Origin of the sequence: Actinophytocola sp. (assembly GCF_035942955.1) — a bacterium.
Lineage (GTDB): Bacteria > Actinomycetota > Actinomycetes > Mycobacteriales > Pseudonocardiaceae > DASYTH01.
On record NZ_DASZCQ010000228.1, the window covers coordinates 1 to 16387 of the forward strand.

Annotated in this window: 19 protein-coding genes; 8 read left to right on the forward strand and 11 right to left on the reverse strand. The window is 71.8% G+C overall.

Annotation, left to right across the window (positions count from 1 at the left end):
• The first annotated feature begins 396 nt into the window (after positions 1-396).
• The 3 genes from VGX25_RS23405 to VGX25_RS23415 all read left to right on the forward strand — a co-directional run bounded on the left by VGX25_RS23405 (position 397) and on the right by VGX25_RS23415 (position 2968).
• Positions 397-1815, forward strand: coding sequence for a sigma-70 family RNA polymerase sigma factor (locus tag VGX25_RS23405; RefSeq protein ID WP_326920029.1), 1419 nt, complete (start codon positions 397-399; stop codon positions 1813-1815).
• Between the two features lie 68 nt (positions 1816-1883).
• Positions 1884-2390, forward strand: coding sequence for a hypothetical protein (locus tag VGX25_RS23410; protein ID WP_326920030.1), 507 nt, complete (start codon positions 1884-1886; stop codon positions 2388-2390).
• A complete protein-coding gene (locus tag VGX25_RS23415) occupies positions 2387-2968 on the forward strand; it encodes a sortase domain-bontaining protein (protein ID WP_326920031.1) in 582 nt (193 codons plus the stop codon). The genes VGX25_RS23410 and VGX25_RS23415 overlap by 4 nt, the downstream gene beginning before the upstream one ends.
• A 7-nt stretch (positions 2969-2975) precedes the next feature.
• Here the strand turns inward: VGX25_RS23415 and VGX25_RS23420 are convergent, their stop codons facing one another.
• The 6 genes from VGX25_RS23420 to VGX25_RS23445 form a co-directional block, all read right to left on the reverse strand.
• Complete coding sequence (locus VGX25_RS23420; protein ID WP_326920032.1) at positions 2976-3233, reverse strand: hypothetical protein; 258 nt, start codon at positions 3231-3233, stop codon at positions 2976-2978.
• 429 nt (positions 3234-3662) lie between these two features.
• Positions 3663-4001, reverse strand: a complete 339-nt coding sequence (locus VGX25_RS23425) for a VOC family protein (protein ID WP_326920033.1) — start codon at positions 3999-4001, stop codon at positions 3663-3665.
• Positions 4002-4180: 179 nt separating this feature from the next.
• Positions 4181-5086 (reverse strand): GlxA family transcriptional regulator, encoded by a 906-nt coding sequence (locus VGX25_RS23430; RefSeq protein ID WP_326920034.1) that lies wholly within the window; start codon positions 5084-5086, stop codon positions 4181-4183.
• Positions 5087-5093: 7 nt separating this feature from the next.
• The gene (locus VGX25_RS23435; RefSeq protein WP_326920035.1) at positions 5094-5699 is read right to left on the reverse strand and encodes a cysteine hydrolase family protein; all 606 of its coding nucleotides are present in this window, start codon (positions 5697-5699) and stop codon (positions 5094-5096) included.
• Positions 5700-5775: 76 nt separating this feature from the next.
• The gene (locus VGX25_RS23440) at positions 5776-7125 is read right to left on the reverse strand and encodes a M20/M25/M40 family metallo-hydrolase (RefSeq protein ID WP_326920036.1); all 1350 of its coding nucleotides are present in this window, start codon (positions 7123-7125) and stop codon (positions 5776-5778) included.
• Positions 7126-7235: 110 nt separating this feature from the next.
• Positions 7236-7466: a hypothetical protein gene (locus VGX25_RS23445; RefSeq protein ID WP_326920037.1), complete on the reverse strand. Its 231-nt coding sequence runs from the start codon at positions 7464-7466 to the stop codon at positions 7236-7238.
• A 228-nt stretch (positions 7467-7694) separates the two neighbouring features.
• Here VGX25_RS23445 and VGX25_RS23450 point away from each other — a divergent pair, with 228 nt between their 5' ends.
• Both VGX25_RS23450 and VGX25_RS23455 read left to right on the forward strand, forming a co-directional pair.
• Complete coding sequence (locus VGX25_RS23450; RefSeq protein ID WP_326920038.1) at positions 7695-8192, forward strand: NUDIX hydrolase; 498 nt, start codon at positions 7695-7697, stop codon at positions 8190-8192.
• Entirely contained in the window at positions 8192-9409 is a 1218-nt protein-coding gene (locus VGX25_RS23455; RefSeq protein WP_326920039.1) for a helix-turn-helix transcriptional regulator, read from the forward strand. The genes VGX25_RS23450 and VGX25_RS23455 overlap by 1 nt, the downstream gene beginning before the upstream one ends.
• 21 nt (positions 9410-9430) lie before the next feature.
• On the opposite strand, the gene VGX25_RS23460 is transcribed toward VGX25_RS23455, so the two are convergent.
• Together VGX25_RS23460 and VGX25_RS23465 are read right to left on the reverse strand one after the other, a co-directional pair.
• The gene (locus tag VGX25_RS23460) at positions 9431-10192 is read right to left on the reverse strand and encodes an isocitrate lyase/phosphoenolpyruvate mutase family protein (protein ID WP_326920040.1); all 762 of its coding nucleotides are present in this window, start codon (positions 10190-10192) and stop codon (positions 9431-9433) included.
• Positions 10189-10848 (reverse strand): oxidoreductase, encoded by a 660-nt coding sequence (locus VGX25_RS23465; RefSeq protein WP_326920041.1) that lies wholly within the window; start codon positions 10846-10848, stop codon positions 10189-10191. Before VGX25_RS23465 ends, VGX25_RS23460 begins: the two co-directional genes overlap by 4 nt.
• A gap of 70 nt (positions 10849-10918) precedes the next feature.
• Between VGX25_RS23465 and VGX25_RS23470 the strand changes: the two genes are divergently transcribed.
• Genes VGX25_RS23470 through VGX25_RS23480 form a run of 3 tightly spaced genes read left to right on the forward strand, consistent with a single transcriptional unit; the run spans position 10919 to position 12861 of the window.
• Entirely contained in the window at positions 10919-11455 is a 537-nt protein-coding gene (locus tag VGX25_RS23470) for a GNAT family N-acetyltransferase (RefSeq protein WP_326920042.1), read from the forward strand.
• A 57-nt stretch (positions 11456-11512) separates the two neighbouring features.
• A complete protein-coding gene (locus VGX25_RS23475; protein WP_326920043.1) occupies positions 11513-12337 on the forward strand; it encodes an isocitrate lyase/phosphoenolpyruvate mutase family protein in 825 nt (274 codons plus the stop codon).
• Positions 12334-12861, forward strand: coding sequence for a methylated-DNA--[protein]-cysteine S-methyltransferase (locus VGX25_RS23480; protein WP_326920044.1), 528 nt, complete (start codon positions 12334-12336; stop codon positions 12859-12861). The genes VGX25_RS23475 and VGX25_RS23480 overlap by 4 nt, the downstream gene beginning before the upstream one ends.
• A gap of 184 nt (positions 12862-13045) precedes the next feature.
• Here VGX25_RS23480 and VGX25_RS23485 read toward each other — a convergent pair whose 3' ends face one another.
• Genes VGX25_RS23485 through ngcE form a run of 3 tightly spaced genes read right to left on the reverse strand, consistent with a single transcriptional unit; the run spans position 13046 to position 16366 of the window.
• The gene (locus tag VGX25_RS23485) at positions 13046-14002 is read right to left on the reverse strand and encodes a carbohydrate ABC transporter permease (RefSeq protein WP_326920045.1); all 957 of its coding nucleotides are present in this window, start codon (positions 14000-14002) and stop codon (positions 13046-13048) included.
• Between the two features lies 1 nt (position 14003).
• Positions 14004-14915, reverse strand: a complete 912-nt coding sequence (locus VGX25_RS23490; protein ID WP_326920046.1) for a sugar ABC transporter permease — start codon at positions 14913-14915, stop codon at positions 14004-14006.
• A gap of 2 nt (positions 14916-14917) precedes the next feature.
• Positions 14918-16366: an N-acetylglucosamine/diacetylchitobiose ABC transporter substrate-binding protein gene (ngcE, locus tag VGX25_RS23495; RefSeq protein ID WP_326920047.1), complete on the reverse strand. Its 1449-nt coding sequence runs from the start codon at positions 16364-16366 to the stop codon at positions 14918-14920.
• Between the last annotated feature and the right edge of the window lie 21 nt (positions 16367-16387).

Below are 16387 nucleotides of genomic sequence, written 5' to 3' on the forward strand. Positions count from 1 at the left end.
CGGCACGACGCCGTTTCGCATGCCGATCCGCGCCACCATGGGGTCCCGGTGCTCCAGCCCCCGGGTCAACCGGCGGCCCGCGACGGCAGCCGCAGGCCGACCCGACGTGGCCTTGCGCCGAGGAAAGCGATGTCACCTCCCGGTGCGGTGGCAGGGTGGCTGGGCTTGCGCTGTCGCGCTCCGACCATGATCGCCACGAGAACCATGGCCGCGCCGCGCGCGCGGCGCGGTGTCGTTTTCGCAGACCCATGCGCGCCTTGCGCCGAGGGAAGCGATGTCACCACGCTTCCGCGCGCCGTTAGGCCGTTCCGACGATCGACTCTCGGCCGAGAAGTTGTAAGGATGCTCCCACCTCGGGACTCCCAACCTTTGACAGCTGTCGTCGACGGAGCGCAGATGAGCACGGATGCCGAACTCGTGGCCGGTGTGCTGGCCGGCGACCGGGAGGCGTTCGCGGCCGTGTACGACCGGTACGCCGACCGGTTGTACGACTTCTGCCACTCCGTGCTGCGCGATCGGCAGGACGCCGAGGACGCGGTGCAGGACACGTTCGTGCTCGTGGCGCAGCGGTTGGCCCAACTGAACGATCCGGAGCGGCTCCGGCCCTGGCTCTACGCGGTTGCGCGCAGTGTTGCGCTGCGCAGGACGAGGGCGCGCAAGCGGATCGTGCTGGACACCGAGGTGAGCGAGATGCCCGACCCGGACGCCGGTCCGCAGCGCGCCGCGGAGGTCGGCGCGCTGCGCGAGCTCGTCTGGAGCGCGGCGGCCGGGCTGTCCGAACGGGACCGTGCGCTGCTCGACCTGCACGTGCGCCAGGGCCTGGACGGGGCCGAGCTCGGCGAGGCCATGGGGGTCAGCGCCGGCCACGCCTACGTGCTGCTGACCAGGCTGCGCGACCAGGTCGAGCGCTCGCTCGGGGCACTGCTGATCGCCCGGCTCGGCCGCGACGACTGCGCCGAGCTGAGCGAGCTCCTGTCCACTTGGGACGGTCGGTTCACGCCGCTGATGCGCAAGCGGGTGGCCCGGCACGTCGACAAGTGCGCGGTGTGCGGCGAGCGCCGCCGGACCATGGTCAGCCCGATCGCCCTGCTCGCCGCCGTCCCGCTGGTCACCGCCCCGCTGGCGCTGCGCGACCGGGTGCTGGACCGGGTGGAGCTGGTCGCGTACGAACGTCCGGCGAAGCCGCCCCGGCCGTCCCGCCTGCCCATGGTCGCCGCCGCGACCACCCTGCTCGTCGCCCTCGGCCTGGCCACCTTCTGGGGACGGGTCGGCGGCCTCCCCGGCGCGCCGGTCGCCCAGGACCTGCTCCCGACGACCTCCACCCCGTCCGGCTCGACCGGCTCGACCGCCCCGACCCCGCCGTCCGCGCTGCCGCCGGCCGCCACCACGACGCCGCCGGCGACGACCACCACGACCCGGCCGGGCTCACCGCGGACGACGACCACGACCACCACGACGACCACTCCCCCGCAGCCGCCGCCCCCGCCACCCGACACGTCCCCGCCGGACATCGTGCGGCAGGCCGCGCAACATCCGCGGATCTTCGTGCCGGGGTGCCGGCCGCCCAACGTCAACTCGGTCACCGCGACCCTGGTCGACGACACCGGGGTCGCCTCCGCGATCCTGCACTGGACCGGTCCGGATCAGCAGCCGGGCTCGACCCGGATGGCGCCGCGCGGCGACGTCTGGTTCGCGCAGTTCCCGCAGTTCACCCTGTCCGGCGGAGTGGTCTGGCAGATCACCGCGACCGACGCCGCGGGCAACACCGCGACCGGACCGAAGAACACGTTCTTCGTCAGCGAATGCAGCGGCTAGGAAAGTTGTAAGGCCCTCGGGTGCCGCGGCTCCTATCCGGCGACACCACCGTCACCGAGGAGGAGCCCGTGAGCCGCACCCGAGACATCCGCCTGGCCACCATCGCCGGCCTGATCCTGATCGGCACCCTGCTGCTCGGCGCGCAGCCGGGCATCGCGGCGCCGCCGGATCCGGTCAACCCGACCGAGATCGCGCCACCGCCCGCCACCACCACGACGACCACGACCACCAACCCCAGGCCCGACGTCGACCTGCCGGCCACCGACATCGTGATCGCGCCGCCCACCACCGACCCTTCCGCCCCCACGACGCCCACCGAGACCACGGAGCCGACCCAACCCACCCCCAGCAGGACCGCGAGACCGGCCAGGCCGAAGCCGCCCACCACGCCAACCACCACCACGACGCCGGCCGGCATCCCGACGCCCAACCGGATCGACACCGGCACCGGCGGCAGCGCCGTGCCCGGCGCGCCGACCTGGCTGTTCTGGGTCGTGCCCTTGCTGGCCGTGCTGACCCTGGCCGCGGGCGTGTCCGGCTACTGGATGGCCCGGTCCGAGCAGGACCGCCGATGAGAACCGGGCGCCCGGTCCTGGTCATGCTGGCCGCGGTCGCGGCGGCCGCGGTCGCGATCGTCATCGCCGCGCGGCTCGACCGGGTGCGCGCCGACCGGCCCCCGGACCCCACCGGCACCGCGCCCGCCGCCGAGCTGGGCGCGCCGCTGCGGATCACGATCCCGGCCATCGGTGTGGACGCGCCGCTCGTCGCGGTCGGGCTGCGGCCGGACGGCGCCATGCAGACCCCCGAGTTCGGCCACGCCGGCTGGTACGACCTCGGTCCCAAGCCCGGCCAGCCGGGCCCGGCCGTCGTGGTGGCCCACGTGGACTCCGACGCAGAGGGCCCCGACGTGTTCCACCGGCTGCGCGAGCTGCACGCCGGTGATCGGGTGACCGTCCACTATCCGGAGGGCGCCCGCACCTTCGCCGTCACCGGCAAGGAGCAGGCGGCCAAGACCGAGCTGCCGGCGGCCAGGATCTGGAACGGCACCACGATGCCGGTGCTGCGCCTGATCACCTGCGGCGGCCCGTTCGACCGCAAGGCCAGCAGCTACCTCGACAACGTCATCGTCTACGCCGACCAGCTCGTGGCCTGAGTCGGCATCAGCCTTCCGTGGGCCGGGTCAGGCGCACGCGGAGTGCCCTGGCACCGAGGTAGCTCACCACGGAGGCGACGCCGACCAGCGGGATGTCGATCAGCAGGAACTCCCAGCCGATCCTGTACTCACCGGTGATGATCGTCGCCAGCGAGCCGAGCACGACCGCGAGCGTGACCCCGAGCGGGGCGCGGCGGGCCGGTTTCAGCCCACCCAGCAGCAGTCCGACCAGCAGCCCGGCGACGATCGGGAGGATCTCGTTCACGACTGGTCGCCCTCCGTGGGGCCGACCGGGGCCGGCCCGGCGGGCTGTGCGTTCAGCGCGGTCCGCGCCTCGACCGGCGGCGCTGCCGGGGCGGCGCCCGGGGTGGCCGGGATACCGGCGACCGGCGGGACGCCCGCTGCCAAACCCGCGGTGGGCGCGGGCCCGCCGTCAATGGCGCCGGCCGCGGTCGGTCCCGGCCAGGTCGCCGCCGGGGCACCCGGACCGGTCTGCGATGTGCCGGCCTAAAGTACGTACGGCAAGCTCGCGGTCCGCGACGAGGCGACCGCCCTCGTCGCGGCCCTCAACGAGTGGCTGTGACCAGCACCGCCGACGCCATGCCCGCTCCGAGGCGGCCAGCAGCTGATGAACCGCCCGACCACGCCTGAGCGCTCCGGCGTCTGACGGGAGTTACCTGTCCACGCCGGGATGTCAGGAAGACGTCAGGCAAAAGGGGTGGCCAGCCGGATCCAGCAGTACCCGCCAGCGTCCGTCGCCGGGCTGATGGGCCGGTTTGGCCGCGCCGAGTTCCAGCGCCAGCGCTTCCACCGCATCAAGGTCGTCAGCGCGGAAATCCAGATGGAACTGTTGTGGCACGTCCTGACCCGGCCACTGCGGAGCCCGGTACCCGTCAACCCGCTGGAACCCCAGATCACAGCCGGAGCCGTCCGTCAAAGCGACGAACTCGTCCGTACTGAACAGCTCGCGCATCCCGGTCAGCGCACCGTAGAAGCCCGCCAGCACCTGCGGGTCAGCACAGTCCACAGTCACCCCTCGCAGTACAGCGCCTGGCACCATTCGCTCCTTCGCGTCCGCGCGCCTGTCGCCGTACGCCGCCGCTGCACGCGATCACCGACCACACCGTACCCGCCACATCCACCACTGAAATAGCGGTTAACCCCTGCCTCACAGCAACGGGTAACTATGACCGGCGCTTTCGATACACGCCCCTAGGCGCGGGCGCGGAGGCGGCGGAGCATGCGGGCGTCCTCGAAGCCGACGGCGCGGGCGGCGGTTTCGACGGTGGCGCCGTGGCCGATGAGGTGCTCGGCGCGTTCGAGGCGCAGGATGTGCTGGTAGCGCAACGGGGTCAGGCCGGTGGCGCGGCCGAAGAGGCGGGTGACGGTGCGCTCGCTGAGGCCGGACTCGGCGGCCAGGTCGGCGAGCCGGAGCCGGTCGGTGAAGCGGGCCTCGATCAGGTCCTGGATCCGGTGCACGGCGTCGTTGAGGTGCGCCCGGTGCCGCAGCAGCGCGCTGGTCTGCGGCTCGTCACCGTTGCGGCGGGCGTAGACGACCATGTCCCGTGCGACCCGGCCGGCGGCGCCCGGCCCGTGCCGCATGGCGATCAGGTGCAGGGCCAGGTCGATGCCGCTGGCGATGCCGGCGGAGGTGACCACCCGGTCGTCGACCACGTAGAGCACGTCGCGCGCCACCCGCGCCCGCGGGTACCTGCGGGCAAGGGCGTCCTGCAGGTCGTGATGCGTGGTGCAGCGCCGGCCGTCCAGCAGCCCGGCCCTGGCGAGCGCGAACGCGCCCGCGCACACGCTGGCGACCGTGCCACCCGCGGCGTGGTGCTCGCGCAGCCGCCGCAGGGTGGGCTCGGTCAGCCGTTCGCGCCCGTCCCCGTTGGTGATCCGCCAGCCGGGAACGAGGATCAGGTCGGACCGGTCCAGCTCCGGCCATTCCACCTCGGCGCGCACCGGAAGGCCTTGCGCCGTCAGGACTTCCGGCTGCTCGGCCAGGTAGTCGAGCCGGTAGTCGTACCCGTGGCCGGCCGCGGTGCCGAACGCCTGGGCCGGCCCGGCGAGGTCGAGCAGGTGCACGTCGGGAACCAGGACGAGGACGACTCGGGGCATGATCTGGTCAGCCTACGGTCTCCAGGGCCGGTGCGCCGGTGACCTCGTCCACCGTCCGGATCGTGGCGAACCGGCCGGCGAGCATGAACTCGGTCCGGGCGAGGATGTCCTCGGTCCGCAGGGTCCGCGGATCGGCCAGCAACTCCTCCGGGGTGAGGTCCTCGGGCGCGTCCCGGTGCGCGATGGGGTTGGTCGTCGTGGCCTCGGTGACGAACGTGATCCGGTACCCGAGATCGGAGCCCACCCTGGCCGTCGTCTCGCAGCACTGCTCGGTCCGGATCCCGCTGATGATCAGCTTGCGAACGCCCCGCTCGGTGAGCAGCTGCTGCAGATTCGTCGTGGTGAAGGCGTTGTGCGAGGTCTTGGTGATCACCGGCTCCCCCGCCGCGGGCGCCAGCCCCGCCATCGGCCGGACGTGGCCGAGGGCCGGGTCGAACACCCCACCGGTGCCCGGCGCGGTGTGCAGCACCCAGATCACCGGCTGCCCGTTCGCCCTTGCGTGCTCCACCAACCGGTTCACCGCGCCCACGATGTCCGGATTGGACGTGAGCGACCAGATCGGCTGCCGGCGGAACGACTCCTGAACATCGATCACGAGAAGAGCTGTGGTCATGCCCCAAGTCTCACCCGCGCGCGGCACCGCCCGACAGGCTCGATCGAGCCCCGATGCGGACGGATCCGGTCACGGATCAGGAGCCGGTGGAGGCGAGCTCGGCAAGCAGGAGGGCCTCGGCGAGGCAGGCGCGTTCGAAGTCGGCCAGCGGCAGGCTCTCGTCGGTGGAGTGGGCCCGGCATTCCGGGTCCGCCCCGGCGCTGGTGACCAGGATCGCCGCGGCCGGGAAGGCGGCGGCGAACTCCGCGATGAACGGGATCGTGCCGCCCTGGCCGATGTCGACGACCTCGCGACCGTAGGCGGCCCGGAACGCCCGGCGGGCCGCGTCGAACATCGGCCCGCTGGCGTCGATGGCGTGCGACTGCGCGGTCCGGCCGTCGCTCACGGTCACGTGCAGGCCCCACGGAGTGTGCTGCTCCAGGTGCCGGCGCAGCGCCGCCAGCGCCCGGTCCGGGTCGTCGCCAGGGGCCAGCCGCAGGCCGACCTTGGCCCTTGCCGCCGGGGCGAGCGTGTTGGACGCGTCGGCCACCGGGGTGGCGTCGATGGCCAGCACGGTGGCCGACGGCCTGGTCCACAGCCGTTCGGCGATGCTGCCGTCGCCGATCAGCGCGACCCCGTCGAGCATGGCCGCCTCGGCGCGGAACCGGTCCTCGGGGTAGTCGAAGTCGAACGGCTTGCCGGTGAGCAGCCCGTCCACCGCGACGTTGCCCACGTCGTCGTGCAGCGTCGCCAGCAGCCGGCACAGCGCGGTCAGCGCGTCCGGGGCGACGCCGCCGAAGCCGCCGGAGTGCGCGCCGTGCCGCAGCGCGCGCAGCTCCACGACGCACGAGCACATGCCGCGCAGGCTCGTGGTGAACGACGGCGTGCCGAGCTCCACGTTGTCCGAGTCGGCCAGCACGATCACGTCGGCGGCGAGCTCGTCACGGTGCCGCTCGAGGAACGCGCCCAGCGTCGGCGACCCGATCTCCTCCTCGCCCTCGACGAACACCGTGACCCCGACCGGCGGCCGGCCGCCGTGGGCGCGCAGCGCGGCCAGGTGCGCGGCGATACCGGCCTTGTCGTCGGACGATCCGCGGCCGTAGAGCCGCCCGTCGCGCTCCACCGGCTGGAACGGCGGGCTGGTCCAGCCGGACGGGTCGCCGGTCGGCTGCACGTCGTGGTGGGCGTAGAGCAGCACGGTCGGTGCGCCGGGCGGCGCCGGGTAGCGGGCGAGCACCGCGGGCGCGCACCCCTCGACGTCGTCGAGGATCTCCACCTCGGGCATGCCGGCGTCGCGCAGCAGCGCCGCGGTCGCCTGCGCCGAGCGGAGCACCTCGCCGGCCGCGGCCGGGTCCGCGCTCACCGACGGGATGCGGATCAGGGCCTCGAGGTCGGCCCGCACTCCGGGCAGCACGTCGCGCACGGCAGCACGCAGCTCATCGCTCATGCACTCTTCTTATCAGGATCCGCTAGAGCGATCATGACAGCGCCGCGGTCCCTCCGACCGTCGCAAGTGGAAGCAATGTCACATTGCTTTCCGACCGGCGTCCCCGACCGTCAGCCGTGGCAGCGTTTGCGGTGTGCCGCGATGCGGTCGATGAGCTCGTCGGGCGAGCAACCCACGATGATCGACCGGCAGCCCGGCTCCGGGCACCGCTCGCCGAGCAGCTTTCGCGGCACCGTCTCGGTGGACAGCAGGCATTTGCCCGCAGCGAGCTCGACTCCGTCCAGCCACGGGCCGAACAGGCGTAGCAAGTCGGCCCCGACGGGCTTCTGTCTCCAACTCATTCCCCACCTCCGCACCATTCGATTGGTCCGATTGGTGCGCCACGCCATGACATCTCGTTTCCTTCCCAGCACGGGTCGCTACAGCTTGATCCGCCACGTCGTGGGGCGACACCGCCCGGAAACCGGTTCTCCACGGGGCTTTCACCGTCAACCCTGCCTCCTGGGCAGTGAATCCCATTCCGACTGCGGGGTAACCTCGATGAGGATCGGCGTGACGGGAGTCGAAACATGACGAACCTGGACCTGCTGCCGTACGACGAATATGTGGCGCGGTTACCCCGCAAACGCATGTCCGCCGGCGTTCTGCTGCGCGACGCGCGCGGCCGGGTCCTGCTGGTCGAACCGTCCTACAAGCCGCGCTGGGAGATTCCCGGCGGTGTGGTCGAAGACGGCGAGGCGCCGTGGGACACCGCCGTGCGCGAGCTGCACGAGGAGATCGGGCTGGCCCGCACGGTGGGTCGGCTGCTGGTCGTCGATCACGTCACGCCGCGCAACGGCGACAAACTGCCGGAGCGGGTCGCGTTCGTGTTCGACGGCGGCACGATCGGCGAGGGCGAGGTCGCCGAGCTGGTGTTCAGCCCGGAGATCGTGTCCGCTCGCCTCTGCACCCCCGATGACGTCCGGACCAGGGCCGAGTCGCTGCTGGCCGACCGGTTGGCCGCGGCGGTCGAGGCCGCCATCGCCGGCCAGGCCGCGTTGTGCGAGCGGGGAAAGCGCGTGGCCTGATGCCGGTTCCGTGGTCGTTGCCCGAGAATCTCGCCCGCATCCGCAAGGCGCGAGATCTCTCCCAGGAGCAGCTGGCGGCGGCCGCCGGGGTCGCGGTGGACACCGTCGCCCGCATCGAGCGCGGCGAGCGGCAGACCACCCGGCCGTCGACGGTGAACAAGCTGGCCGCCGCGCTCGGCGTCAGCCCCGCCATGCTGCTCGGGATCCTGCCCCCGGTGCGCGGGCCGGACGGGGTCGGCGTCGTCGAGTTGCGCCAGGCCATCACGGCGACCGAGGAGATCCCCGGGCTGGCCGACTTCACCGAGACCGCCGAGGTGCTGCCGCTCGAGGTGCTCGCCGGCACCGCGCACCGGGCCTGGCGGGCCTACGTGGACGGCCGGCACGGCGAGCTGCTGCACGCGCTGCCGACGCTGCTCGTCGACGCGCGCCGGCTGGCCCACGCCAGCTCGGACGACGCCAAGGCCGCCGCCCACCGGGTGCTGTCCACCGCGTACCGGCTCGGCGCCGGCATCGCCGGCCGGTTCGGGCTCGACGACCTGGCCTGGACCTCCGCCGAGCGGGCTCTGCACACCGCGCGCCTGTCCGACGCCCCCGACCTCGAGACCGCGGTGTCGCTGCGTTACCTGGTGTGGACGCTCGTCCGGCAGGGCCGGCCGGACGAGGCCGAGCGGGTCGCCGTCCGGGCCGCCGAGCGGATCGAGCCGCGGATGCTCGACAAGGACCCGGACCGGGCAGGCGTGTTCGGCAACCTGCTGTTCAACGCCGCCTCGGCCGCGCTGCGCGCCGGACGCGGGGAGCGGGCGAACGACCTGCTCGCCGTCGCGCACGCCGCCGCGGTGCGGGCCGGCCGCGACCGCGCCAGCGAGGCGGCGATCTTCGGCCCGCGGGTGGCCGCGCTGCAGGTGGTGGATCAGACCGTCCGGCTGGGCGATCCGGAGACCGCGCTGCGCCTCGCCGAGCGCCTCCCCGGGAGCACCGGCGACGTGCCCGCGTTCTGGGAGGCCGGCCACCGGCTCATGCTCGCCTCGGCCGCCGCCGAGCTGCGCAACGACCGCCTCGCGCTGGGCTACCTCGCGCAGGCCCGCGACCTGGCCCCCGACTGGGTCCAGTACCAGCCCCTCGGCGCGTCGACCATGCGCACCCTCGTCGACCGCGCCGCCCGCCGCCGCGGCGAGGATTTCGCCGCGCTGGCCGCGCACTACGGCGTGATCAGCTAGCGGCATCCCGCGCGGCCGCCGCTATTGGCTGAGCCGCTGGATTTCCGCGTAGCCGGGCGGGTTCAGCGGGATCGGCTCGCCGTCGCGGATGGCAAGCGCGGCGCCGACCGCGGCGTGCAGACCGGTGCGGTACAGCAGCGAGCCGGTGGAGATCCGCCGCACGCCCAGCTCGGCCAGGCGCCGCACGGTGTGCCGGTGTGGCAGGTACAGGATGTTGAGCGGCACGGCAATCGTGCCGAGCAGCTCGCGGATCCGGTCCTCGTCGGCAAGGCCGGGCACGAAAATCCCGTCGGCGCCGGCGGCGGTGTACCGGTCGGCACGCTCGGCCGTGGAGTCGTCGACGCCGAGCCAGTAGGTGTCGATGCGGGCGTTGACGAACAGGTCCGGGGTGGCCCGCTTGACGGCCTCGATCAGCTCGACCTGGCGGGCCGGGTCGGCGAGTGTCCCATGTGGACGACCATCCTCCAGGTTGACGCCGGCCGCACCGAGGCTCGCCAGCTCCGTGGCGAGGTCGGCCACCTCCGCGGGGTCGGCGCCGAAGCCGGCCTCGATGTCCACGGTGAACGGGCAGGGCAACCGGTGCAGCAGCCGGGCGAGCGCCACGGTCTCGGAGCGGGCCAGGCCGTGCCCATCGGGCAGGCCGTGGGCCGCGGCCACGCCGAGGCTGGTGGTGCCGATCGCGGCGAACCCCGCCTCGGCCAGCGCCGCGGCCGAGGCGTAGTCCCAGGCGTTGGGCAGCAGCAGCGGTTCGCCGGTCCTGTGCAGCTCCCGGAACGTGGTCATCGCCCCGCCTCGAGCATTCCCCGGGCAATGGCGATCGCATGCTCGCGGCCGGGGCAGGCGTGCGGGCCCGCGCCGAACGGCAGCCCGGTCAGGTCCAGCTCGATCGGCTCGCCGGCGCGCACCCGCCGGGTGATCCGGACCGGCGGATCGTCGGCCAGGGTGCGCGCCACGATCGCCCCGGCGTCGCCGGTTTCCCCGCGCCGCAAGGCATTGCGGACGAGCGCGGCGGTGGCGTCGCAGGCCTGGACGAGCAGCCCGATCCGCGCGGCCGTGGCCTCGTCCCACGTTCCGCCGCAGGCCTCGACCAGGCGGGCGACCGCATCGTCCGCTTCCGCCGTGATCTCCAGGTGCGGGTGGTACGAGCGGGCGACGGTGGCGACGCCGCCGGCCGACCCGGCCAGGCCGAGCGCACCGGCCAGCACCTCGACCGGAGCCGCGGTGCCGCGGGCGCGCTCGCGCAGCTCGGCGGTGTCCACTGTGGCCAGCAGCGCGATGGCCGTTGCGCGCCGGCGGTGATGTGCGTCACCGGTGCTGAACCGGGCGACGCCGGCGCGCAGCCAGGCGATCCCGCGCCGCGCCGGCGGCACGGTGGGCACGGCGACGTCGGGATCTTCCAGCGTGGTGCGCACCTCGACGGTTCCGGTGATCGTGGGCATGCACGCCACGGTAGGGCCCGGACGTGTCGGCGCGGACCGACCCGACGTCGTGCCTGGGTACGGTGGTCTCATGGAACCCTTGACCACCGAACGGTTGCTGGTGCGGCCCTGGGAGGTCGACGATGCCAAGGCCGCGCTGGCGATCTACGGGGCCGCGGAGGTCACCCGCTGGCTCACCCCGGTCATGGGGCAGGTCGACGACGTCACGGCCATGCGCACGTTGCTGGAGACCTGGATCGCCGAGCAACCCGAGCAACTCCCGCCGCGGGGCCGGTGGGCCGTGCAGCTGCGCGACACCGGCGAGGTGATCGGCGGCCTTGCGATCCGGTTGCTGCCGCCGTACGAGGAGGATCTCGAGCTGAGCTGGCAGCTGCGCCCGGACGCCTGGGGCCACGGCTATGCGGCCGAGGCGGCCACGGCGCTCGCGCGCTGGGCGTTCACGCAGGACATCGACGAGCTGTTCGCCGTCGCCCGGCCGACGAACACGCGGGCGATCGCCACCGCGGAGCGGATCGGGATGGTCTGGGTCGGCGAGACCACCAAGTACTACGACCTACGGTTGCAGGTGTTCCGGCTCCGCCCGACGGACATGTCCGGACAGAGTTGACGGCGTGGGGCGCGAAATCGGGTTTGCGTGTCGGTGTCTGCTGATTGACTTGTCGGCATGACGCAACGGGACAAAGCTGAGCTGTTCGGCGGTCTGCACCGTTCCGGAAGGGTGCTGATCCTGCCCAATGCCTGGGACGTGGCCAGCGCGCGCATCGTCGAGGAGGCCGGCGCCGCCGCCGTCGCCACCACCAGCGCCGGGGTCGCGTGGAGCCTCGGCGCCCCGGACGGCGGCAAGCTCGGGCGGGACGCGGCCGTGGCGGCCATCACCCGGATCGCCGACGCGGTCCGGGTCCCGGTCACCGCCGACATCGAGGGCGGCTACGCCGTCGAACCCGACGAGGTCGCCGAGAGCATCCGGCTCGTCTGGGCGGCCGGCGCCGTCGGCGTCAACCTCGAGGACGGCGCGCACGACTCCGGCCCCGCGCCGCTGCTGCCGGCCGCCGCGCACGCCGAGCGCGTCGCCGCCGCCAAGCAGGCCGCCCCGCACCTGTTCGTCAACGCCCGCATCGACACCTACCTGCGGGGCGTCGGCGACCCCGCCGACCGCCTCGCCGACGTGCTCGCCAGGGCCGCCGCCTACCTCGCCGCCGGCGCCGACGGGATCTTCGTGCCCGGCGTCCGCGACGAGAGCACCATCGCCACCCTGGTCAGGGAGATCGACGCCCCGCTCAACGTCCTGGCCGGCGCCGGCTCCCTGCCCGTCCCGACACTGGCCGACCTCGGGGTCGCCCGGGTCAGCGTGGGCGGCTCGCTCACCGAGGTCGCCTACGCCGCCGCCCGCCGCTGCGCCGAGGAGCTCCTCACCTCCGGCACCTACCGGCTGATGGACGGCGCCATGACCTACCCCGAGCTCAACGCGCTCGTCGGGCCCCGACCATGACCGACACCATCGCGTTCGGCAGCCTCCCGACCGAGGTCGGTGACGTCCTCGTCGGCGTGACCGAGCTCGGCGTCGCCGCCACCGGCTTCGGGGACTCCCCCGAGATCCGCTTCCGCATCGCCCGCCGGCTCGGCCTCCCCGCCGTCCGGGACCCCGCCCGCACCACCCCGGTGATCGCCGAGCTGGCCGGCTACTTCGCCGGCACCCTCCGTCAGTTCACTGTGGACATCGACTGGCGCTCGCTCTCCGCCACCCGCCGGCAGGTCCTGCACACCCTGCACTCCCAGGTCCCCTACGGCGAGGTCGTCACCTACGGCGGCCTCGCCCGCCTCACCCCCACACCCACCCCGATCCCCGCCCGCACCATCGGCACCATCATGGCCACCAACCCCATCCCGATCATCGTCCCGTGCCACCGCGTCGTCGCCGGCGACGGCCTCGGCGGCTTCAGTGCCGGCGACGGCGTGGAGTCCAAACGCCACCTGCTCACCCTCGAAGGCCACCTCCCACCCACCCTCTTCTGACCCCGGATATCGACCCCTCCCATGGCTGGAGTCAAGGTGGGCCCTGGATCGCGCACTCGAAGTCGAGCATCGCCTCGTATACATCGGACAGTCTAATTCGGACGAACGGCTCGTCCGCGCTGGACGATGTGGTTCGCGAGGCCGCCGGGAGACCGTTGGCGCCGAACGAGAAGTCGGTGGGCTGCTACTTCACCGCGCCCGCCGTGAGACCGGCCTGGATCTGCCGCTGGAAGATCACGTAGATGATGATCATCGGGATGATCGCCATGCTCAGCGCGGCGAACAGGCCCGGCCAGTCCGCCTCGTAGCCCGCGGTGACCGAGATGTCCGCGATGCCCTGGGTGAGCACCCACTTGTCCCGGGCGGTGGACAGCAGCACCAGCGGCAGCAGGTACTGGTTCCACTGCCCGAGCACGTTGAAGATCGTGATGCTGATCAGCCCCGGCTTGGCCATCGGCACCATGATCTGGAAGAAGGTGCGGGTGTGCGAGGCGCCGTCGATCATCGCGGCCTCGGCGACCGAGGTCGGCAGCGTCCGGAAGAACGCCGCCATGAAGAACACGGTGAACGGCAGCGAGTACGCGATGTAGACCAGGATCAGGCCGCCGTGGCTGTTGAGCCCGAACGTGGTTTCGAGGAACGAGCCGATCAGCGGCGCCTGCCCGAGGAACTCCCCCACCCGCAGCACAACGAGGAACAGCGGAACCAGCGCGAGGTAGATCGGGAAGACCAGCCCGGCGACGAACAGGAAGTAGATCATCCGGTTGCCCCGGAACGGGTACCGGGCCAGCACGTAGGCGGCCATGGAGCCGAACAGCATCGTGCCCGCGGTGCTGAACGTCACCACGATGACGCTGTTGATCATGTACTGGCCGACGTGCGCCCTCTCCCACGCCCGGCCCCAGGCGTCGAGGCGCAGCTCGCTCGGCAACGACAGCGCGCTGCCGAACAGCTCGGTGTTGGTCTTGAACGCGCCGAGGAAGGTCCACAGGATCGGCAGGATCACGGTGATCGACCAGACCACCAGCGCCACGTGCGACAGTCCGGTGAAGACATTGCGCTCGCGGCGGACGTACCGGCTGCGCGCGGGGGCGGGGCGGACCGGGGGCGGGGTCTTCGTCTGCGTGGTCGTCAGGGCCATGTCAGTACTCGATCCGCTCGCGCCGGGTGACCCGCAGGGCCAGGATGGCGAACGTGAGGGTCAGGAAGAACAACGCCACTCCCATCGCCGAGGCGTAGCCGAACCGGGAGTTGCGGAACGCCTCCTGCCAGATCTCCAGCGGTAGCACCGTGGTCGCGCCGTCCGGACCGCCGAAGTCGACCGAGAGCAGCTGCACCACGGCGAACGCGTCGAACGCGGCGATTCCCAGGTAGACCCAGGCGACCTGCAACGTGTCCCACAGCAACGGCAGCGTCACCGAGAAGAACATCCGGAACCGTCCGCACCCGTCCATCTCGGCCGACTCGTAGATCTCGGCCGGGATCGACGCCATCCCGGCCGAGAACAGCACCACGTAGAAGCCGACCGCCTGCCAGACCAGCACGCCGATGATCGACCACAGCGCCAGGTTGGGTTCCAGCAGCCAGCCGACCCGCCCCAGCCCGACCGACTCCAGCACGGCGTTCAGCGCGCCGAGGCCGTCCGGGCGGTAGATCGCCTGAAACAGCACGGCGACCAGGGCGACGGCCAGGACCTGGGGCAGGAAGAAGATCACCTTGTAGACCTTCGACCCGAAGATCCCGGTCATCCCGCCGCCCCGGCTGCCGCCCGCCACGTTGAGCAGGTAGGCAAGGAACAACGCGATGGCCAGGGTGATCAACGGCAGGGCAAGCAGCAGCACACCGTGGTGGCCGACGGCCTTCCAGAATCGGTCGCTTTGGAACAACCGCTCGAAGTTGTCGAAGCCGATGAACCTGTCCGGGCTGGCCGCGGTGCGCTTGCTGGTCATCGCCAGGTAGAACGCCTGCGCGAACGGCCAGATCACGTAGAGCCCGTACAGAAACACCGGCACCGCGAGGAAGCCGATGATGAACCGATACCTGCCCTGCCGCATGATCACTTATCCCTGTGCTGCTTGGGGATGGCCGGGTCGTTCTTGGTCTGCTTCGCCTTGTTCTCCATGTTCTCGCAGAACTGGTCCGCGGTGATCCGGCCGAACATCAGCGCGTTGGTCTGCGTGCGCAGCTCCTTCTCCAGGTCCTTCCACCAGCTCTCGATGTTGCTGAACGTCACGAGGTTGTCGCCGGCCTTGGACACGGCGTCGGCGACGCTCTTGTTGCCCGGGGACAGCGACACGCCATCGGCGGCGCCCTTGACCACAGTAAGGTTTCCGGACTTCTCGTAGAAGACCTTCGCGCCCTCCTTGGACAGCATGATCCGCATGTACTCCAGCGCGCCGGCGGTGTTCTTGCCCTTGGCCGGGATGATGTAGCCCTCACCGGCGACGGTCCGGATCGCCTCGTACGGCATCTTGTCGCTGGAGGTGACGCTGGGCGTCGGGGCCATGGCGTACTCGAAGGTGGCCGGGGTCTCCTTCTTCTGCTCGTTCTCCAGCCACGAGCCGGACGGGTACAGGCCGACCTTGCCCTGGTTCTGCAGGGTCTGCACCTCGGTGTGCTTGAGACCCTCGTGCGCCTTGTCGCCGTACGTCTGGATGATCTCGGCCCACGCCGCGGCGGACTTGCGCACCGGCTCGGCGGTCCACGCGCCGTCGTCGAGGTTGTCGAGGGCGACGATGACCTCGTTGCCGCCGATCTTCGCGGCCGAGATCATGATCATCCAGTACTGGTAGTACGACGCGTTGGCGCCGGCGTAGGAGTACGGGATGATCCCGGCCGACTTCATCTTCTCGGCAAGCGCCTTGAACTCGTCGAACGTCTTCGGCGGCGTCCAGCTGTTCTTGGCGAACAGGTTCTTGTCGTACCACAGGCCGTAGCCGATGGACACGTAGTTGAGCACGTACGGCTTGCCGTTGACCAGACCCGGCTCGATGGTGCCCGGCAGCAGCGTGTCCTTGATCTTCTTGCTCGGGTCGTCAATGGACGGCGCCTCGAGCAACGGGGTCAGGTCGAGCAGCTGACTGTCCTCGACGAGGGCGGTGTTGTCCATCAGGTTGGTGCCCGAGTTGGCGATGAAGTCCGGCGGGTCGCCGGCCGCGAACCGCGGCTGCAGCTGCTGCGAGATCTGCTGGGTGCCAACGTGCTTGATGGTCGCGTTGGGGAACTTCTTCTTGTACAGCGGCTCGTGGCCCTCGGTGGCGTAGGTCTCGCCGAGTCCGCCCGTAAAGATCACGACCTCGAGCGGCGCGTCCGCCTTCACCCCGAACGGGTTCTCCGCGTTGCCGGTGTTGGCGGGACCGGACGCGGGCGGGCTCTCACTCTCGCCACCGGTCGCGCAGGCGGAGAGCACCCCAGCGCCGGGCACGGCGAGGAACGCGGCCAGGCCAATCCCGCGCAGCATCCTGCGCCGGGAGAGGTCTGTGGTATCGCGGATGGATTCGGACATTTCCTTCTCTCTTCTCCTTCG